Consider the following 18284-nt stretch of genomic DNA (forward strand, 5'->3'; position numbering starts at 1 on the left):
CTCAGGCCTTGAGGTTCGGGCACTGCGCGCCCGGATCGACGTTCTTGAAGGTGTCGAGCAGCTTCACGCTGCCGTCCTTCTGCACCTGGCCGAGGTACATCGTCAAGGGCGTGTGGCGCTGCTTGTTCATCTGCAGGGTGCCGCGCGGGCCCTCGAAGCTGACCTGCGCCAGCGCCGGGATGACCTTCTCGGCATCGGTGCCGCCGACCTTCTCGACCGCCGCCTTGTAGAGGTAGATGGCCTCGTACTGCGGCACGGAGAGGTCGTTGGGCGTCTTGAGCTTGTCGCCGAACTTCGTGCGCATGGCGGCCAGGAATTCCTTGTTCTTGGCGCTGTCGATGTTGGTCAGGTAGGAGCCGGAGATCACGATGCCCTCGGCATCGGCGCCCATCTCCTTGGCCGTGCCCTCGTCGACCGCCAGGTTGCCATAGGGCAGGTTGATGCCGGCGGCGCGCAGCTGCTTGGTCAGCGTGACGTTGGGCGCCCCGCCGGCGGTGCTGGTGATGATGGCGTCGGGCTTGGCGCTCTTGAGCTTGTTGATGATGGGCGTCCAGTCGCTGCCATCCATCGGCAGGTACTCCTCGCCGGCGAGCTTGCCACCCTTCTTGGCGATGTAGCCCTTGGTGAACTCCAGCATGCCGCGTCCGAAGGCGTAGTCGCTGCCGATCAGGAAGAAGGTCTTGGCGTTCTTCTCCTTCATGAAGTAGTCGACGATCGGCGCCACCTGCTGGTCCGGCACCCAGGCATTGACGTACATGTACTTGCTGCAGGAGCGGCCCTCGTAGAACGAGGTGTAGATGAAGGGCGTCTTGCCGCGATTCACGATCGGCAGGCCGGCATTGCGCGCGGCGCTGGTCTCCATGGAGATCAGCACGTCGGCCTTCTTCTGGAAGATCAGCGAGTCGAAGGCCTTCTGCGCGCCGGCGGCGCCGCTGGCGTCGTCGGCGACCACCAGTTCGAGCTTGCGCCCGAGCACGCCGCCCTTGGCATTGATCTCCTCGACGGCCAGCTCGGCCGACTGCACCACCGAGGGCGCGACGACGCTGTTGGCGCCGGACAGGCCGACCGGCACGCCGATGCGGATCGGATCGGCGGCATGGGCGCCGAAGGCGGCGAGGGCCGCGAGGGCCAGCACGGAGCGGCGTGTCAATGACACAACGTAAGACATGGATAGCGCGGACATGGGAAGCATCCTCCTCAAGGGAATCACAGGTGATAGGCCTCTGCGCGTCGGTCGCGCAGCGGATGATTGAAGTCGTTCCAGCAGCGCGCGCGCTTCGTCGCGGCCAGGTCCAGGTCGGCGAACAGGATCTCCTCGCCGGTCGCCGAGGCCGGGCCGGCCTGCGGCCAGCCGGTGTGGTCGACGATCAGGCTCTGGCCGATGAAGGGCTGGCCGCGCTCGGTGCCCACGCGGTCGGCGGCGGCGATGCAGATCGAGTTGCTGTGCGCGGCGGCCATGGTCAGCACGTTGGCCATGGCCTCGCGTTGCGGGTCCTGCCCCGGGATGGGCACCCAGTTGGTCGGCACGCAGACCAGCTCGGCGCCGGCCAGGGCCAGGGTGCGGTAGGTCTCGGGGAACCAGCCGTCGTAGCAGATCGCCACGCCCAACGTGCCCAGCGGCGTCGCGAAGACCGGGAAGCCCAGGTCGCCCGGCGCGAAGAACAGGTTCTCGTCGCCCCACAGGTGGACCTTGCGGAACAGGCCCACCGGGCCGGTCGGGCCGATCACGGCGGCCGCGTTGTACAGCGCGCCGCCGGCGTCCTCGCAGAAGCCGCCGACGATGTGGATGCCGAGGTCGCGCGCCAGCCGCGTCCACAGCGCGGGAGCGGCGCCGCCGTCGTAGCGGTCGGCCAGGGAGCGGGCCTCGGCGCGGGTCTCGAAGACATAGCCCGAACTCGCCAGCTCCGGCAGCACGACGAGATCGGCGCCATCGCGCGCCGCGCGTCCGATCAGGTCGGCGCCGCGCGCCAGGTTGCCCGATCTGTCGCCCACCACAGGCGCGAACTGGCAGCACGCCACGCGCACCGGAGCCACCGCCTGCACCATGTCTTCACCTCGCTTGAATGCCATGCAAACGGCATTGCAAGCGACGTGCCAGCCGATGACGCCGGCGCCGACGTCGACGCCGGCCGGCTCAGAAGGTCGGCGGCGTGTTCACCCACACCACCCGCGCGACGACGTCGCCGAGGTTGCGGTAGGTGTGCTCCACGGTCGAGGGAAACGAGAAGCTGTCGCCGGCGGCCAGTTCGTAGACGGTCTCGCCGATGCGCAGCTCGAGCCGGCCCTCCAGCACATAGCCCATCTCGTCGCCCTCGTGGCGCATCGGCCCCATGCTGCCGCCGCCCGGCGCCACGATGTGGATGTTGGCCTGCAGCAGGTGCCCTTGCCCGTTGGGCACCAACCGCTCCAGCGTCACGCCCTCGTGCTCGCCATCGCCGCCGGCCGTGATGCGCGGGCGCTGGCCGGCGCGCGCCACGTGGCCGCCCGGCTCCCACTGGGGCTCGAACAGCGCGCCAATGTTGGTCTCCAATGCCGAGACCAGCGCATGCAGCACGGTGAGCGGCGGCAGCACCTTGTCGTTCTCGTACTTGGAGATCAGGCTGATCGAGACGCCGACGCGCTCGGCCAGCTCCTTGAGCAGCAGGCCCTTGACGTGGCGCGCATGGCGCAGGCGCGCCCCGATGGCGGGGGTCGCCAGGGCCGGAGCCGGGGCCGGAGCGGTGGTCCGGCGGCGCGCGACGGCGGTCCTGGGGCGCGCCGCGCCGGCCGGCGTGCGCTGGGTCGCGACCGGGGCCGCCCTGTGCTGCGTTTTCTTCATTGGAAACTCACTTGAACGACGATCCAAAAGGGTGCCCGGCCGGCGGGCTCCGCACCACGAAGCCGCCTGCCGCACCAATCCCGCCCTCGTCGCGGCGGCATGGCCGGGCGATTGCAAGTCACCGGCCAGCGGGCCTCGTCTTTGCTTGCGCAGGCCACGCCATCAACGAGGAACCACCCATGGACACCGAGAACACTTTAGCCGCCCCGGCGCTGTCGCTGCTGCGGCAGGTCACCGGCACGCCGCTCGCGCCCGAGCGCCTGGAGGCCCTGCTGGCCGCGGGCGCGCCGATCCTCGAGGAGATCGCCCGGCTGCGCACGGTCGACCTGGCCGACCTGCATCCGGCCGTGATCTTCGAGCCCACCGCTGCCTACCGCCGGGCCGGGCGATGAGCGACGACGAACTGCACTGGGCCTCCATGGCCCGCCTGCGGGCGCTGATGGCCGACGGCCGCACCAGCAGCGAGGAGGTGACGCGGCACCTGCTGGCGCGCATCGGCGCGCTCGACACGCGATTGGGCGGCTTCGTCCACGTCGCCGAGGACGCATTGGCGCAGGCCCGCGCCTCCGACCGGCGGCGCCGGCGCCATGGCGCGCGGGCGCTGGAGGGCATCCCGGTCGCGCTCAAGGACAACTACCTGACGCGCGGCCAGCCCACCACCGCCGGCACCACGGCGGCTGGCATCGCCTTCCCGCAGGATGCCGATTCGGCCTGCGCCGAGCGCCTGCGCGCCGCCGGCTGCGTGCTGATCGGCAAGACGCGCACGCACGAATTCGCCTGGGGCACGGTGAGCCCGCCGACCGCGAACCCCTGGGACCTGGAGCGCATCCCGGGCGGCAGCAGCGGCGGCAGCGGCGCCGCCGTGGCGGCCGGGCTGGTGCCGATGGGCATGGGCTCGGACACCGGCGGCTCGATCCGCATCCCGGCCAGCTTCTGCGGCACGGTGGGGCTGAAGCCGACCTTCGGCCGCGTCAGCCGCCACGGCATCGTGCCGCACAGCTGGAGCCTGGACCATCCCGGTCCGCTGACCCGCACGGTGGAGGACGCGGCCCTGACGCTGGACGTGCTGGCCGGCTACGACCCGCGCGACCCGGCCTGCCAGGACCGCCCGGTGCCCGACCACGCGCAGGACCTCGGCCGGGGCGTCCGGGGCCTGCGCATCGGCGTCATCGACAACCACTTCATGGACCGCAACACACCGGCCGTGCAGGCCTGCATCGACGCGCGCATCGCCGACCTGGCGCGCGCCGGCGCGCGGGTGCGGCGCGCGCGCATGCCGATCCTCGAGCTGGGGCTGGCGGCCATCTTCGCGATCGAGCTGGCGTCCTCCGGGGCCTACCACGACCGCGCCGTCGCCGAGGGCCGCAGCACGCAGTTCCAGCCCGACGTGCGCGACCTGGTCGAGCTCGGCCGGCTGGTGACGGCGGTCGACTACCTCAAGGCCGAGCAGGTGCGCGCGCGCATGGCGGAGGAGTTCAGGCAACTCTTCGAACAGGTCGACGTCATCGTCACGCCGACCGAACCCTTGACGGCCTGGAAGCGCGGCGCCACCCACGTGCGCGCCGGCGACCGGGACGAGAGCGTGCTGGCGGCGTCGTGGCGGCTGACCTATCCCTTCAACCTGACCGGCCTGCCGGCGATCTCGGTGCCCTGCGGCTTCGACGACGAGGGCATGCCGATCGGCCTGCAGGTGGCGGCGCGGCCGTTCGACGAGGTGACGATGCTGCGCTGCGCGGCGACGGTCGAGCGGATGATGGGCACGCCGCGCCGCCCGGCGCTGGGCTGAAGACGACGGCCCCCGGCGGCGTCAGCGCAGCGCCTCGTTCCGCATCGCGCCCGCGAGCGCCTTCAGGTCGACCGGCTTGGTCAGGTGCGCATCGAAGCCGGCGGCCAGCACGCGGGCCTTGTCCTCGGGCTGGCCCCATCCGGTGATGGCGACGATCCGGGTCTGGCGCCCGGCCGGGCGCGCGCGGATGTGGCGCGCCACCTCGTAGCCGTCCATTCCGGGCATCCCGATGTCCAGCAGCACCCAGGTCGGATCCAGCCGGTCGAAGACTTCGAGCGCGGCGGGGCCGCCATGGGCCACGTCGACCACGTGGCCCTCGAGCCGGAGGCAGGCCACCAGCGTGTCGGCGGCGTCCTGGTTGTCGTCGACCACCAGCACCCGCGCGCGCCCCGGAATCACCGGGGCGGCCGGGCCGTCGTCCTCGGCCGGGTCGTCCGGCGCCAGGCCCGCGGTGGCCAGTGGCAGGCGGACGGTGAACGTGCTGCCGCGATCCTTGCCCCCGCTCCGGGCGCTGATGCTGCCCCGGTGCAGTTCCACCAGCTGGCGCGCCAGGGCGAGGCCGATGCCCAGGCTGCCGCTCATCTGGTGCGACGGACCCTGCGCGAAGAGATCGAACACCGTGTCGAGCGAAGCCGCGTCGATGCCCTGGCCCTCGTCCTCGACCAGCACCACGGCCTCGTCCGCCTCGCGCCGCATCGTCAGGCCGAGCGTCGAGCCGGGCGGGCTGAACTTCACCGCGTTGCCCAGCAGATTGGCGAACACCTGCGTCAGCCGGTTCTTGTCGCCATCGACCGTGAGCGGCTCGCCCAGGACCTGTCGCAGCTGTAGCGACTTGGCCTCGATCGTCGGCCAGGCCGACTCCACCGCGTTCGACAGCACCGATCCCAGGCGCAGCGGCTTGGGGCGCAGCATGACCTTGCCGCGACTGATGCGGCTCACCTCCATCAGGTCGTCGATCAGGCGCACCAGGTGGCTCAGCTGGCGCTCCATGATCGAGCGCGTCCTGTTGATCTGCGCGTCGTCCGGCATCAGCCGCTTGAGGATCTGCAGTCCGCTGCGGATCGGCGCCAGCGGGTTGCGCAACTCGTGCGACAGGGTCGCCAGGAAGTCGCTCTTCCGGCGGTCCGCCAGCTGCAGTTCCTCCTCCGCCTTCTTGCGGGCGCTGATGTCCCAGACCAGCCCGGTGACGATCTGGTGCCCGGTGACCGGATCGCGCGACGACGTGGCGCGCTCCTCGAGCCACAGGATGGTGCCATCCGGATGCAGCGCCCGGTACTGCATGTGCCAGGAGGTGCCCCGGTCGACGGCGACACGCACCGTCTCCACGCGCGCCGGGCGATCGTCCGGATGCAGGAAGGCCGTGGCGCCGCGGCCGGTCGTGAACAGCGGCTCCCGGCGGTCGAACAGCTCCAGCCAGGCGCCACGACTCGTCAGCGCATCGGTCTGTATGTCCCATTCCCACGCGATCATGCGACCGGCCGACAGCGCGTCGGTCAGGCGCTGTTGCGACATCCGCTCGGCTTTCTCGGCCCGCCGGCGCAGCAGGACGCTCTCCGTGATGTCGGTTCCGTGCCCCAGGACGCGCGTGCAGCGGCCATCGGGGTCGATCAGCGGCACATAGACCAGGTCCATCAGGCGCTCCTCCGGCGCCCCGTTGGCGGTGCGCGCGAGCATCACCGGGACCTCGTGGCCGTGGAACGGCCGTTGCGTCGCCATGACCTCCGCGATCAGGCGGGGGAAATCGCCGGCGGCCTCGGGCATGGCCTCGAAGGCCGGTCGTCCGATCAGGTCGCGGCGGCCGACCAGACGGTAATAGGCGTCGTTCGCGTATTCGAAGACGAAATCGGGGCCACGCAGCACATGGAGGAACGAAGGCGAGGCCTCGAACACCTTGCGAAGCGTCGACTCCTCGGACATGGTTTCTGGGTCGTTCATATCGGCGACGATGTGCTCAGCAGCCATGAATATGCAGGCCCTCGCCACGCGGCCCTGCAGGCCGACACGCCGACCGCGCGGATGCGACGCGTCGCGGCGCGGATGGGTCCACGAGCATGCGCCGGAGGCATGCGTCGCGCCATCTCCCGTCCGCCCACTCGCTACAGCGTGCCCTCCAGGTGCTCGGGCGCCGCGATGGTCCGCATCCACTTGATCGACCCGACCTTCCAGCCCGGCTCGTCCTTCATCAGCGCCATCACGCCAGGCAGGTGGGCCGCGCCGTAGGTGACGTAGATCTTCGCGCGCGGGTCGGTCAGCAGCCGACGGGCCAGGTTGCGGTTGCGGAAGTCCAGCACCACCGGATCGAGCTCGCCACCGCCCGCGTTCGACCGGCGCATCACATGGGTCATGAGACCGCGGCACAGCGTGCCGACCAGGGTGTCCCGGCGCGGATCGGTGCCCTGGTTGCGGCGCTCGATGAAGCGCGTCAGCAGGTCCGGTGCGTCGTCGTCGGCGGCCTGGTCCTTGTCGGCGTCGGCATCGCGCTGGCGCATGGCGGCGGCGAACTTCGGGTCGGACCGCATCAGGCGGTCGTACTCCTCCTTCATGGCTCGCGTGTCCACGTCCATGGTGACGTGCCGTTCCGGATGCGCCTTGGCATCGGCCACCACCGGGCCGAAGAAGTCGATCTGGTAGGACAGGCCACAGGCACGGCCCAGTTGCCGGTAGCTGTCGCCCAGGTCCTTGCCATGCGACAGGCTGCGGCGGAACCAGGCATCGGCTTCGGGATCGCTGTCGGCCACGCCTTCGTAGGCCAGCACATAGCCCTCGGCCAGGGCCTGCTCCAGGTCGTAGATGATGGCCTGGTAGAAGCGCTCGGCGCCCACGTGCTGCATGCCCTGCAGCACCACCGTGCGCGGGCCGTTGCTCAGGGTGACGGTGGGCACGATGGCCGGCCGCGTCTCGGTGGTGATGGCCAGCACGTACACGGGCGCGGCCGCCAGGCCGCACAGCAGGAACCACAGCCCGATGCCAGCGCGCAGCCACGTCCGGAAGAACGGCCGCGCGGTCGCGCGCCGGACCAGGCGGCGCCACAGCCAGGCCAGCGGCAGCGCAACCAGCGCCGCCAGCAGCAGCAGTGCCGGGACCGCGAACCAGGTCGCGCCCAGCAGCACCGGCAGCCCGGCCAGGAAGCACAGCGCCAGCGCCGCCCACCCGAGCGTGGAGAGCCGGATGGCAAGCGTCCCAGGGTGCGCTGGCGGGGGCATGCCACCGCCCTGGAGGCGGGTCGTGACCATCGCGTCAGAAGCGCCGGGTCGCGCCCCAGTCGCCGGCATCGCACTTGCCGTTGAAGCCGGGCATGCCCTTGATCTCGACCATCCCGCTGCGGCGGTCGATGACCACGCTGGCGCGGTTCAGGCCGCTCACGTGGTAGCGCGCATTGATGCGGTCCGGCGACATCTGCACGTCCTCCAGCGGCCACCAGCCATCGCTGCCGCCCGAATTGAAGGGCGGGATCAGCTTGCCGCTCAGGTGCACGCGGCCGCCGCCGTCGCGGAAGTCGAACTGCACGCCGGTCTGGAACTGCTCGGTGCCGGTCTCCATGCGCTGCACGGGTTCGTAGTGCTGGCGCTTGTCGTTCCATTCATAGCCCGAGTGGCTGGTGTAGGCCGCGTGTTCGCCCTGCCCGTAGCAGACCAAGGTGATCGCATCGGACCGGTGCGGCTGCGGCGGCGTGTTGCCGGCGACACCGCCGGGCTGGCAGTTCGCATCCGGGATGCGGTTGATGGCGGCATAGCGGCCCTCGGTGGTGGAGATCGCCACACAGGCACGCTGGACGTCGCTCCACCAGAAGGTCCAGGACTGGTCGCGCACCCGGGTCGCGCGCACCAGCTGGTAGCCGCGCGCCTGCATCTGGGTCTCGCCGCCCGCGCCGCGCGCGCCGACCAGGTCCTGCAGGTCGGGTGGCGTCTGCGCCCGGGCGGTCGCGGCGCCCAGCAGGGCGACTGTCAGCACACAGGCGAGTCGGTTCGAATGCCTTGCCATTTCGGTCTCCTTGGATTCGGGAGAAAAAAATGATGCCATGCGTCCGCCGGCGCGTGGGTAGGAGCCAGCCTACGGCGCGGCTCGCGCCACCTCAGTCCCGCGACGCCACCCTGACCGGCGACTCGGTCGCGCACTCCAGCGAGAACAGCGGCACGTCGGCCTGGCGGCTGAGCCACACGCCACCGCCCACGTCCCGGAACCTCCTGCGCAGGCCGCGCCGGTAGGTGTCGTCGGAATGCCGGAACAGCAGCGGATCGGTGAGGTCCTCGTCCACGATGTCGTTCTCGTAGTCCTCCAGGGTGACGGCCTCGACATAGAGGGCACCCCGGCTCAGGTGGCCGAGGTTGCGCAGGGCCTGCTTGAGCTCCAACGGATCGAGATAGGCCAGCACGCCCTGGCAGATCACCAGGTCGAAGGGCTCGCGCGCCGCGTAGTCCACCACCGAGCCGCGCTCCCAGCCGTAGCGGCGGCACAGGTAGTCGCTCACCTCCACGCCGTGGTAGCTCGCTTTGGGGAAATGCCGGGCGACGATGTCGCGCCACAGGCCGATGCCGCAACCGACATCCAGCACCCGCCGCACGGGCACGCGCAGATACTTCAGGTACGAGCCGACGAAGTCGCCGAGCCGCTCCACATGCTGGCGGTCGGCGACCCGGGTCTTCTTGTCGAAGTAATAGCGTTCGTAGTACGACTCATCGAAGGTGGCGGGGTCAACGGAGGGCATTGCCCGATGCTACCCGGCGAGCTGCGATCCGCGCCTGGATGCGAAGCAGCGCTCGGCCGCGGCACGACATGACGCGAACACCCATGGATCACCGTGGCCGGGCGGGATCAGCCCTCGTGATGGGCACTTCCGTGAATGCGCGGATCTGAGACCCTTCGAGTTCGGTCGGCCAGGAACACGCGCGTGCCGCCCGACGAGCGGACGCATCGCCTATCATTGGCGGTCTTCCTGAATGAAAAAGTACAGAACAAGTACTTTATGAGTATGCCAGAAATCTTTCTGATTGCGCAAGATTTTGTGAACTTATGTAACAGCGAATTCGAGCTTTTCCGCCGCACGGGCTTCCTTCGGAAACACAGATGACCATCTTCAAAGCCTCCCGCGCGCTGACCGTGCGAAGCGCGGCGATCCCTGAGGTGTCGGGCGCGCCGGCCCTCGTGCCGCTGAAGTTGCAGGGCCGTGAAGGCATCAACAGCCTCTTCCACTACACCCTCGCACTGCAGACGCCCGACGCTCTGCAGTTCAGTGGCATCGGCAGCAACTTCAGGTTGGACGACTTCATCGGGCGCGAGATCACCTGCAGCATCGAACTCGAAGGCATGGGCAGCTTCCAGGCGGGCATGCCCGGCGGACTGGGCGCGAGTCATCAAGGAGCCGGTGTGCGCGAAATCTCCGGCCTGATCACCGCCGCCCGCTTCTGCACCGAAGACCACCGCCACGCCATCTACGAACTCGAGATTCGCCCATGGCTGTATCTGGCCACCCTCACCACCGACTGCAAGGTCTTCCAGGACAAGACGCCGGTGGAAGTCATCGAAGCGGTCCTGGCGGGTTACAACTTCGCATCCGACAAACGCCTGATCGAGACCTATCCGCCACGGGACTATTGCGTCCAGTACAACGAAACCAATTTCGAATTCATCACCCGCCTGATGCAGGAGTGGGGAATCAACTACCACTTCGAGCACACCGCCGGTGTGCACCGCCTGGTCTGGAGTGATCACAACGGCGCCTTCCAGGCAGCCTCCCAGGATCAGGGCGAGGGTCCCGGTGCCTGTCACGACATCCCCTACTACCCGCTGGGCCACAAGATCGATCGGGAATACATCCACGGCTTCAGCCCCACGGGTCGTATCACCAGCGGGGCCTATGCCACGCGCGACCATGACTACACCCGCCCCAGGGCGACCCTGGAAGCGAGCGCCAGGGACCCTCGCCCCACCGGTCATGCGGACAGCGAAATCTATGCGTGGCGCGGCGCCAAGGCAGGCGTGGGTGGCAGCGACTACAGCCAGCCCCGCGCGGGATCGGACACCCTGCTCACGACCATGCGCCTGTCGCCAGCCAACGGCGGCAACCGCATCGACGGCAAGACGGGCGCACTGGTGCCGCAGACCAGGGTCGGCGAGGTCTGCCCGCGATCCGGCGTGTGGGCCGCGAGCCTGCCCGACACCCATCCCGCCGCGCGCAACCTGGCCATCTACCACGGCCGCTTCAGGAACGTTCGCGCCGGCGACCCCATGCCCACGATGTTCGCCAGGTTCATGTTCCCGCAAACCGCCGATGCCGACAACGCCGACATCACGTGGTCCTGGGTGAATCAGGGCTGATGACGGTCTACGCCATCAACAAGATCACCGCGCCCTTGACTCTGCCCGGCAAAGCGCAGGCGGCATGACGAACCAGCTTCTATTGCATCTACGTGCCTGCTTCGCCTTCGGCACATGGGGCCAGCGTGCGCGCACCGTCGCCTTGTCCCTCGTTCTGGCGCTCATCGGCTTCTGGGCCTATGGCGTCCTCGCTGTTCACTTCTACCGTCCGCAACCCATGATCACCTTGTCCGGCAAGACCCAAACCCAATGCGTGGGGCGATACCTCATCGACGTGCCTGTGGAACTCGGCCGGCTGGGCTCCGACGACGTCGACCTGCTCTATGGCCTGGACACGGATTTCGACAAGGTGGAGATGGACGTCAAGGACCCGGACTACACCCGGCCCCGGTTCGAGACAGAAGTTCAGGCGCGGCTTGATGACCTGAAAAGACGCACCAACGACTGGGGTACATCCAAGCTGTTGGCACAGGAAATCATCAACACACGATATGGCAGGGCGTTGATGCTCCGGTACTTGGACACAGGCGACGTTGAGTCAAGAATCAACCAGGAACTGCACATGCTGGTGGGCAGTCGATACACATTGCTCAAGACTGAGTCGAACCGCACTCCGAAGCCCGAACCCATCGCGACCAATGAAAAGCCGATGTACACCTACATCGACCCCAAGCCCGCAGAGGATCGCCTGCGCAACGTGGCCATGAACATCCAGGACTACACCGATGCCACCAAGGCCCCCGAAGGCTTCTGCGTGGCCGGTGTGGTACTCAACCACAAGACCATGGGCTATGACATCGAGACAGCGTTCTTTCATTCGAATGCGGACAAGGAGGTGCTTCCAGATGTCAGGCTGACCCTCAACATGCAGGGCCAGTACGCCGGACATTCGGAAGAACGAGAAAACCTCTTCCAACGGGTGAGCAGGCAATCCCCAGGACTGAGGGCGCTGTTGGCGGCCGAGGGAGGGCAATTGGTCGTGCTTCGCCATGCGACACCGCGGATCAATGGCATGCCGGGACGTGAGTACGGCCATGCCATGCATACGTTGGGTGGCAAGGTGATCTTCCAGTTCTTCGCCGAGACTGCGCTGGCCAAAGATCAGCAGAGCATGTTGCGTCCGTTCTTCAACTTCGATTTCGAAGCCGGCAGCTCCATGGAAGAGAAGACTTCCCCCCTGGATGAAAACCAGGTGCTCGCCATCTGGGACACCCTGCTCACGACCATGCGCCTGTCGCCAGCCAATGGCGGCAACCGCATCGATGGCAAGACGGGCGCACTGGTGCCGCAGACCAGGGTCGGCGAGGTCTGCCCGCGATCCGGCGTGTGGGCCGCGAGCCTGCCCGACACCCATCCCGCCGCGCGCAACCTGGCCATCTACCACGGCCGCTTCAAGAACGTTCGCGCCGGCGACCCCATGCCCACGATGTTCGCCAGGTTCATGTTCCCGCAAACCGCCGATGCCGACAACGCCGACATCACGTGGTCCTGGGTGAATCAGGGCTCAAGCGCATGATCGACGCCAGCGGCAAGGTCGCCATCCGCCTGGGCGACGCGACCACCCATGGTGGCCGGGTGATCACCGCCACTTCGCGCTACGTGCTGCACGGCATCGCCGTGGCCAGTGAGGGCGACATGACGCGCTGCCCCCGATGCAAGGGCGACTACGCCATCCTGCCGACGCCGGGCGCCGCCACGGAGAACGGCAGGACGCTGGCCTTCGAAGGCACGTCGACGGCTTGCGGCGCCACCTTGACGTCGGCGGCGATGTCGCGCTGCGAGGAGATCGACCGATGAGATTCCGTCTCTCGAAGATCTGGGCGCGCATGCGGTGGTACGCCAGCTTGTCGAAGCTCAGGTCCACCGGCACGCCGAAGGAGGCGCACGCCGCGCAACTCCTGATGGATGCACTCTTGCGAGCCGGTGTCGATGACGCGGACGAACCGATCCGGGTGGGCAGTGTGAAACCGGGCGAACCCGCGCATGTGCTCGTGACGCCACATGGCGTGATCGTGAACGAGGCGGAGGGTGCCACGGTCCATGGTGTGGATGGCAGTACCTGGATCACACGTCCCGACGGCAGTCAGGAGATCTCTCATCCCGCGGTCGATCGCATCGAGATCCATGACCTGCGCACGGTCAGCGACCTGCGGATCAACAAGGTGTTTCAGACGATATCGCACACGTTCTACTTCTGCGGCGGCGGCACGCTCTCCTTCGTGACCGATGCAACGGGCAAGATCATCGAGATCCATGCGAAGAAGGTGGGTTACCGCACGGACAAGCGCACCCAGGTGATGACGATCTATGGCACCCCGCTCGCGAACGCTCCGACCGCTTGAATGGATCGGCGCGCCACGCGCGCCGACCCGCCATCACTGGCCGTCGGCCTCGATGCGGCCGATGGCCGTCCCGGCCGCCACGTAGGCGCCCTGCGCGGCGCTGTGCGACAGGCGCCCCGCCCGGTGCGCCGTCACCTGCATCTCCATCTTCATCGCCTCCATCGTGGCGATGACATCGCCCTCGGCCACCCGCTCGCCATCGGCCGCCTTCCAGGCCTGGACCGTTCCGGCGATCGGCGCGGCGACGGTCGCGGGATCGACGGCGACGACCGGCTCGGCCGGCGCCGGCGCGGCGCCAACGCCACCGGCCGCCGACAAGCCGCGCAGCAATTCGGCCGGCAGTCCGATCGAGCGCCGCCGGCCGTCGATCTCGATCGCGGTACGCACCAGCGCCGCCTCGGCAGCCGCCGCCGGCTCGGCGCGGACGCTGGCGGCCAGCGTGGCGGCGAAGTCGGTTTCGATCCAGCGCGTGTGGACCGCGAAGGCGGCGGCCTCGGCGCTCGTGAAGTCGGCATGCGCCATCACCGCGCGATGGAACGGCAGCACCGATGCCACGCCCTCGATGCGGAACTCGCGCAGCGCCCGGCGCGCCCGCGCGATGGCCTCGGCGCGCGTGCGGCCGGTGACGATCAGCTTGGCCATCAGCGAATCGAAGGTGCCCGGCACGGTCGAACCCGACACCACCCCGGTGTCCACGCGCACGCCCGGCCCCGAGGGCGCGTCGAACACGCGCACCATGCCCGGCGCCGGCAGGAAGCCGCGCCCCACGTCCTCGGCATTGATGCGGAACTCGAAGGCATGGCCGCGCGGCACCGGCGTCTCGGTGATCGACAGCGGCAGGCCGTCTGCCACGCGCAGCTGCTCGACCACCAGGTCGATGCCGGCCGTCTCCTCGGTCACCGGATGCTCGACCTGCAATCGCGTGTTGACCTCCAGGAACGAGATCGCGCCCGAGGGGCTCAGCAGGAACTCGACCGTGCCGGCGCCGACATAGCCGGCCCGGGCGCAGATGTCGTGCGCCGCCTGGTGGATACGCTCGCGCTGGGCATCGGTCAGGAACGGCGCGGGCGCCTCCTCCACCAGCTTCTGGTTGCGCCGCTGCAGCGAGCAGTCGCGCGTGCCCAGCACCACGACCCGGCCATGGGTGTCGGCGATGACCTGGGCCTCGATGTGGCGCGGCCGGTCGAGGAACTGCTCGACGAAGCATTCGCCGCGGCCGAAGGCGGTGACCGCCTCGCGCACCGCCGACTCGTAGAGGTCGGCCACCTCGTCCAGGCGCCAGGCGACCTTGAGCCCGCGCCCGCCGCCGCCGAAGGCCGCCTTGATGGCGATCGGCAGGCCATGCGTCTCGGCGAAGGCGACGACCTCGTCGGCCCCAGAGACCGGTCCCGGCGTGCCGGCGACCAGGGGCGCGCCGACCTCCAGGGCGATCCGGCGCGCCTGCACCTTGTCGCCGAGCGCGTCGATCGCCGCCGGCGGCGGGCCGACCCAGATCAATCCGGCGTCGATGACGGCGCGCGCGAAGCCGGCGTTCTCGGACAGGAAGCCATAGCCCGGATGCACCGCGTCGGCGCCGCAGCGCGCGGCGATGGCCAGCAGCTTCCCGATGTTCAGGTAGGTGTCGGCCGGGCGGCTGCCGTCGAGCCCGTAGGCCTCGTCGGCCAGGCGCGTGTGCAGGGCGTCGATGTCGGCATCGGCGTAGACGGCGACCGACTGCGCGCCGTGGTCGGCGCAGGCGCGCGCGATGCGCACGGCGATCTCGCCACGGTTGGCGATCAGGACTTTTTTCATGGCGACTCGGAGGAAGGAACGGAGGCGGAGGAAGGCGCCGGCACCGGCGCGGCGAAGGACTCGGCGAAGGGCTGGATCGGGCGGAAGCGCACGCCGGCGCCGATCGGGATCTGGCCGGCGCGGTCGAGGTGGTGCGTCGCCACGCAGGCGATCACCGGATAGCCGCCGGTCAGCGGATGGTCGGCCAGGAACAGCACCGGCTGGCCGCTCGGCGGCACCTGCAATGCGCCCAGTGCCGTGCCCTCGCTCGGCAGTTCGCCGGTGATGGCGCGCGCCAGCGAGACCTCGCCGGCCAGGCGCAGGCCGACCCGGTTGGACTGCGGCGTCACGCGCCAGACCTGGCCGGCCAGCAGCGCGACGGCCTCGGGCGTGAACCAGTCGGTGCGCGGACCCATGACGACATCGAGCTCGACCACCTCGGTCGTCGATGGCAGATCGGCCGGCGGCAGCTCGGGCGCGCCGACGATGGCGCCGCGCGCGACCGCGCCGATCGGCAGCCGGTCGCCCACGGCGATGGCCGGCGGACCGACGCGGGCCAAGGTGTCGGTGGCATGGCTGCCCAGCACCGGCGCGATGTCGAAGCCACCGCGCACGGCGAGGTAGGACCGGATGCCAGCGCGTGGGTCGCCCAGCGCCAGCCGGTCGCCATCGCACAGCGCGATCGGCTCCCAGCCGCGCGCCGGCACCGGGTGGCCATCGGCCGTCGTCAGTCGCAGCGGGGCATCGGCGCCGGTGACGGCCACCACGGCATCGCCCCGGCAGCGCAGTTCGAAGCCGCCGTTGGCGATCTCGATGGCGGCGGCATCGCCGGCATTGCCGACCAGCCGGTTGGCCGCGCGCAGCGAGGCCCGGTCCATGGCGCCGGAGGCCGAGACGCCCTGCCCGGCCTGCCCGTGGCGGCCGGTGTCCTGGAACAGCGCCTGCACGCCGGTGGCGAGGATCTCCAGCGCCGCGCCGGTGGCCGCCGATGGCGGGGCCGGGGTCGCGGGCACGGCCGGCGTCGTGGCGGCCGCCGTGGCGCGCGCGCCGGCATCCATCGCCGCCCGGTCGACGAAGCGGACCCGGAAGCCCGGCTGCAGCAATGCCGGCACCTCGCGCGCCAGGTCCCACATCGGCACGGCGGTGATGCCGATGATCTGCCAGCCGCCCGGGCTGGCCTGCGGATAGACGCCGCTGAAGGCGCCGGCCAGGCCGACCGCGCCGGCCGGGATGCGGGTGCGCGGCGTGGTGCGGCGCGGCACGTTCAGGCTCGCGTCGCCACCGGTGAGGTAGGCGAAGCCCGGCGCGAAGCCGGTGAAGGCGACCGTGTAGTCGCTGCCGGTGTGGCGGCGCACGACCTCCTCGCGCGTGATGCCCAGCATGCGGGCGACGTCGTCGAGGTCCTCGCCGTCGTAGTCGACCGGGATCTCGACCAGGGTGGCGTCGCGCTCGACCACGGCATCGACGCGGCGCGCGCCGATGCGCGCGCGCAGCGCGGCCGGTGCCACGCGCGCCGGGCGGAAGCGGATCAGCAGCGTGCGCGCGGCCGGCACGATCTCCTCGATGCCATCGATCGGATCGGCATGCAGCGAGGCCAGCAGCGCCAGGGTCTGCGGCAGGTCGTCGAGCTCGACCATCAGCATGTCGAGGTTGACGGGCAGGAAGCGCATCACGCCACGACCTCCGCGCGCATCGGCGCATCCACGAAGGACGTCACCTCGACGCCGGCGCCCTCCAGCGCCGCGCGCACCCGGCGCGCCATCTCGACCGCGCCGGGGCTGTCGCCATGCACGCAGATCGAGTCGGCCCGCAGATGCACCGTGCTGCCGTCGATGGCGGTGACCACGCCCTCGGTCGCCAGGCGCAGCATGCGGGCCGCGACCACGTCGGCATCGTGCAGCACGGCGCCCGGCTCGCGGCGCGACACCAGCGCGCCATCGGGCTGGTAGGCGCGGTCGGCGAAGGCCTCGGCCACCACGCACAGGCCGGCGGCGCGCGCGCGGTCCAGCAGCGGCGAGCCGGCCAGGCCGACCAGCACCAGGTCGGGGTCGATGGCGCGGATGCCGGCGATCACGTCGTCGGCCTGCCGCGCATCGTGCGCGATGGTGTTGTAGAGGGCGCCGTGCGGCTTGACATAGCCGACCCGCGTGCCGGCCGCCCGGGCCAGGCCCTGCAGCGCGCCGATCTGGTAGATGACGTCGGCCACCAGGTCCGCGCTGGCGACATCCATGGCGCGACGGCCGAAGCCGGCCAGGTCGGGATAGCTGACATGGGCGCCGATGGCGACGCCGCGCGCCCGGGCATCGGCCAGGGTGCGCAGGATGCCGGCGGCGTCGCCGGCGTGGAAGCCGCAGGCCACGTTGGCGCTGCTGACGATGTCGAGCATGGCGGCGTCGTCGCCCATGCGCCAGGCGCCCAGGCTCTCGCCGAGGTCGCTGTTGAGGTCCATCTTCATGGTCGTTCGGTCCTGTGGGGACGGGTTGGAGGACATGGTCGGACTCGCTCAGTGCAACTTGCCGCCGGTCTCGCGCAGGTCGGCACCGACCACCAGCGCGGTGCGCAGCGCCACGCGCAGGGCCTCGACCTGGGTCGCCAGCGCCATGCTGGGCTGGCCCGGATGCCGGGCCGCCTGCGCCGGCAGCAATGGCACGTGGACGAAGCCGCCGCGCGCGGCGGCCAGCGCCGGCACGGTCGCCAGCCGGTGCATCAGGGCATAGAACACGTGGTTGCAGACGAAGGTGCCGGCCGTCTGCGAGACCGAGGCCGGCACGCCGGCATCGCGCAGCGCATGCACGATGGCCTTGATCGGCAGGGTCGAGAAATACGCCGCCGGCGCATCCATCACCACCGGCGCGTCGATCGGCTGGCCGCCGGCGTTGTCGGGGATGCGGGCATCGTCGACATTGATGGCGACGCGCTCGGGCGTCCATTCGGCGCGGCCGCCGGCCAGGCCGAGGCCGATCACCAGTGTCGGCTGGACGTCGGCCAAGGCCTGGTCGAGCCGCTCGATGGCGCGCCCGAAGACGCAGGGCAGCTGCACCGCATGCACCTCGGCGCCCTCGATCACGGCGCCATGCAGCGCCCGCGCCACCTCCCATGAGGGGTTGACCGTGTCCTGCTCGAAGGGCTCGAAGCCCGTGACCAGCACGCGGTGGAGGGAGATGGCGGGAAGGTTGCGGTTGGCTCTCATTTCAGTGCTTTCCTTGGCGCGTGGAAGGGTTCGAGAACACCGTGGAACCGGCTTTGCCGGCCC

Annotated in this window: 17 protein-coding genes; 6 read left to right on the forward strand and 11 right to left on the reverse strand. The window is 69.9% G+C overall.

Features of this window, described 5'->3' with window-relative positions; genetic code table 11:
• Nucleotide 1: 1 nt before the first annotated feature.
• From AC1MLT_RS18300 to AC1MLT_RS18310, 3 genes are all read right to left on the reverse strand, one after another.
• The gene (locus AC1MLT_RS18300; RefSeq protein ID WP_481035524.1) at nucleotides 2-1168 is read right to left on the reverse strand and encodes a substrate-binding protein; all 1167 of its coding nucleotides are present in this window, start codon (nucleotides 1166-1168) and stop codon (nucleotides 2-4) included.
• Between the two features lie 38 nt (nucleotides 1169-1206).
• Nucleotides 1207-2046, reverse strand: coding sequence for a nitrilase family protein (locus tag AC1MLT_RS18305; protein WP_481035848.1), 840 nt, complete (start codon nucleotides 2044-2046; stop codon nucleotides 1207-1209).
• Nucleotides 2047-2134: 88 nt separating this feature from the next.
• Entirely contained in the window at nucleotides 2135-2818 is a 684-nt protein-coding gene (locus AC1MLT_RS18310; RefSeq protein ID WP_481035525.1) for a cupin domain-containing protein, read from the reverse strand.
• A 179-nt stretch (nucleotides 2819-2997) separates the two neighbouring features.
• Between AC1MLT_RS18310 and AC1MLT_RS18315 the strand changes: the two genes are divergently transcribed.
• Nucleotides 2998-3210: a hypothetical protein gene (locus tag AC1MLT_RS18315; RefSeq protein WP_481035526.1), complete on the forward strand. Its 213-nt coding sequence runs from the start codon at nucleotides 2998-3000 to the stop codon at nucleotides 3208-3210.
• Nucleotides 3207-4604 (forward strand): amidase, encoded by a 1398-nt coding sequence (locus AC1MLT_RS18320; RefSeq protein WP_481035527.1) that lies wholly within the window; start codon nucleotides 3207-3209, stop codon nucleotides 4602-4604. Before AC1MLT_RS18315 ends, AC1MLT_RS18320 begins: the two co-directional genes overlap by 4 nt.
• Nucleotides 4605-4625: 21 nt before the next feature.
• Here AC1MLT_RS18320 and AC1MLT_RS18325 read toward each other — a convergent pair whose 3' ends face one another.
• The 4 genes from AC1MLT_RS18325 to AC1MLT_RS18340 form a co-directional block, all read right to left on the reverse strand.
• Nucleotides 4626-6539: a hybrid sensor histidine kinase/response regulator gene (locus tag AC1MLT_RS18325; RefSeq protein WP_481035529.1), complete on the reverse strand. Its 1914-nt coding sequence runs from the start codon at nucleotides 6537-6539 to the stop codon at nucleotides 4626-4628.
• 161 nt (nucleotides 6540-6700) lie between these two features.
• Nucleotides 6701-7837, reverse strand: coding sequence for a hypothetical protein (locus AC1MLT_RS18330; protein ID WP_481035530.1), 1137 nt, complete (start codon nucleotides 7835-7837; stop codon nucleotides 6701-6703).
• Nucleotides 7838-7841: 4 nt separating this feature from the next.
• The gene (locus AC1MLT_RS18335) at nucleotides 7842-8585 is read right to left on the reverse strand and encodes a hypothetical protein (RefSeq protein WP_481035531.1); all 744 of its coding nucleotides are present in this window, start codon (nucleotides 8583-8585) and stop codon (nucleotides 7842-7844) included.
• Nucleotides 8586-8676: 91 nt separating this feature from the next.
• Nucleotides 8677-9309: a class I SAM-dependent methyltransferase gene (locus AC1MLT_RS18340; protein WP_481035532.1), complete on the reverse strand. Its 633-nt coding sequence runs from the start codon at nucleotides 9307-9309 to the stop codon at nucleotides 8677-8679.
• A 359-nt stretch (nucleotides 9310-9668) separates the two neighbouring features.
• Between AC1MLT_RS18340 and AC1MLT_RS18345 the strand changes: the two genes are divergently transcribed.
• From AC1MLT_RS18345 to AC1MLT_RS18360, 4 genes are all read left to right on the forward strand, one after another.
• Nucleotides 9669-10919: a type VI secretion system Vgr family protein gene (locus tag AC1MLT_RS18345; protein ID WP_481035533.1), complete on the forward strand. Its 1251-nt coding sequence runs from the start codon at nucleotides 9669-9671 to the stop codon at nucleotides 10917-10919.
• Between the two features lie 64 nt (nucleotides 10920-10983).
• Nucleotides 10984-12435, forward strand: a complete 1452-nt coding sequence (locus tag AC1MLT_RS18350; RefSeq protein ID WP_481035534.1) for a T6SS immunity protein Tli4 family protein — start codon at nucleotides 10984-10986, stop codon at nucleotides 12433-12435.
• Nucleotides 12432-12716 (forward strand): PAAR domain-containing protein, encoded by a 285-nt coding sequence (locus tag AC1MLT_RS18355; protein ID WP_481035535.1) that lies wholly within the window; start codon nucleotides 12432-12434, stop codon nucleotides 12714-12716. Before AC1MLT_RS18350 ends, AC1MLT_RS18355 begins: the two co-directional genes overlap by 4 nt.
• Nucleotides 12713-13261: a hypothetical protein gene (locus tag AC1MLT_RS18360; protein ID WP_481035536.1), complete on the forward strand. Its 549-nt coding sequence runs from the start codon at nucleotides 12713-12715 to the stop codon at nucleotides 13259-13261. Before AC1MLT_RS18355 ends, AC1MLT_RS18360 begins: the two co-directional genes overlap by 4 nt.
• 33 nt (nucleotides 13262-13294) lie before the next feature.
• On the opposite strand, the gene AC1MLT_RS18365 is transcribed toward AC1MLT_RS18360, so the two are convergent.
• Genes AC1MLT_RS18365 through pcp form a run of 4 tightly spaced genes read right to left on the reverse strand, consistent with a single transcriptional unit; the run spans nucleotide 13295 to nucleotide 18221 of the window.
• Nucleotides 13295-15052 carry an acetyl/propionyl/methylcrotonyl-CoA carboxylase subunit alpha gene (locus AC1MLT_RS18365; protein WP_481035538.1) on the reverse strand — a complete coding sequence of 586 codons (1758 nt, stop codon included), beginning with the start codon at nucleotides 15050-15052 and terminating at the stop codon, nucleotides 13295-13297.
• The gene (locus AC1MLT_RS18370; protein WP_481035539.1) at nucleotides 15049-16701 is read right to left on the reverse strand and encodes a 5-oxoprolinase subunit B/C family protein; all 1653 of its coding nucleotides are present in this window, start codon (nucleotides 16699-16701) and stop codon (nucleotides 15049-15051) included. The genes AC1MLT_RS18365 and AC1MLT_RS18370 overlap by 4 nt, the downstream gene beginning before the upstream one ends.
• On the reverse strand, nucleotides 16701-17486 hold the full coding sequence (locus tag AC1MLT_RS18375; RefSeq protein ID WP_481035540.1) for a LamB/YcsF family protein: 786 nt from the start codon (nucleotides 17484-17486) through the stop codon (nucleotides 16701-16703). The genes AC1MLT_RS18370 and AC1MLT_RS18375 overlap by 1 nt, the downstream gene beginning before the upstream one ends.
• 48 nt (nucleotides 17487-17534) lie before the next feature.
• Nucleotides 17535-18221: a pyroglutamyl-peptidase I gene (gene pcp / locus AC1MLT_RS18380; RefSeq protein WP_481035541.1), complete on the reverse strand. Its 687-nt coding sequence runs from the start codon at nucleotides 18219-18221 to the stop codon at nucleotides 17535-17537.
• Nucleotides 18222-18284: the final 63 nt, after the last annotated feature.

This window comes from Variovorax sp. PEI5 (assembly GCF_056679935.1).

Bases quoted from the DNA above. Each gene is read 5' to 3' on its own strand.
- AC1MLT_RS18335 (WP_481035531.1), bottom strand. From the start codon at position 8,585: ATGGCAAGGCATTCGAACCGACTCGCCTGTGTGCTGACAGTCGCCCTG.
- AC1MLT_RS18370 (WP_481035539.1), bottom strand. From the start codon at position 16,701: ATGCGCTTCCTGCCCGTCAACCTCGACATGCTGATGGTCGAGCTCGAC.
- AC1MLT_RS18305 (WP_481035848.1), bottom strand. From the start codon at position 2,046: ATGGTGCAGGCGGTGGCTCCGGTGCGCGTGGCGTGCTGCCAGTTCGCG.
- AC1MLT_RS18375 (WP_481035540.1), bottom strand. From the start codon at position 17,486: ATGAAGATGGACCTCAACAGCGACCTCGGCGAGAGCCTGGGCGCCTGG.
- AC1MLT_RS18340 (WP_481035532.1), bottom strand. From the start codon at position 9,309: ATGCCCTCCGTTGACCCCGCCACCTTCGATGAGTCGTACTACGAACGC.
- AC1MLT_RS18325 (WP_481035529.1), bottom strand. From the start codon at position 6,539: ATGAACGACCCAGAAACCATGTCCGAGGAGTCGACGCTTCGCAAGGTG.
- AC1MLT_RS18315 (WP_481035526.1), top strand. From the start codon at position 2,998: ATGGACACCGAGAACACTTTAGCCGCCCCGGCGCTGTCGCTGCTGCGG.
- AC1MLT_RS18365 (WP_481035538.1), bottom strand. From the start codon at position 15,052: ATGAAAAAAGTCCTGATCGCCAACCGTGGCGAGATCGCCGTGCGCATC.
- AC1MLT_RS18355 (WP_481035535.1), top strand. From the start codon at position 12,432: ATGATCGACGCCAGCGGCAAGGTCGCCATCCGCCTGGGCGACGCGACC.
- AC1MLT_RS18310 (WP_481035525.1), bottom strand. From the start codon at position 2,818: ATGAAGAAAACGCAGCACAGGGCGGCCCCGGTCGCGACCCAGCGCACG.
- AC1MLT_RS18330 (WP_481035530.1), bottom strand. From the start codon at position 7,837: ATGGTCACGACCCGCCTCCAGGGCGGTGGCATGCCCCCGCCAGCGCAC.
- AC1MLT_RS18320 (WP_481035527.1), top strand. From the start codon at position 3,207: ATGAGCGACGACGAACTGCACTGGGCCTCCATGGCCCGCCTGCGGGCG.
- AC1MLT_RS18350 (WP_481035534.1), top strand. From the start codon at position 10,984: ATGACGAACCAGCTTCTATTGCATCTACGTGCCTGCTTCGCCTTCGGC.
- AC1MLT_RS18345 (WP_481035533.1), top strand. From the start codon at position 9,669: ATGACCATCTTCAAAGCCTCCCGCGCGCTGACCGTGCGAAGCGCGGCG.
- AC1MLT_RS18300 (WP_481035524.1), bottom strand. From the start codon at position 1,168: ATGTCTTACGTTGTGTCATTGACACGCCGCTCCGTGCTGGCCCTCGCG.
- pcp (WP_481035541.1), bottom strand. From the start codon at position 18,221: ATGAGAGCCAACCGCAACCTTCCCGCCATCTCCCTCCACCGCGTGCTG.
- AC1MLT_RS18360 (WP_481035536.1), top strand. From the start codon at position 12,713: ATGAGATTCCGTCTCTCGAAGATCTGGGCGCGCATGCGGTGGTACGCC.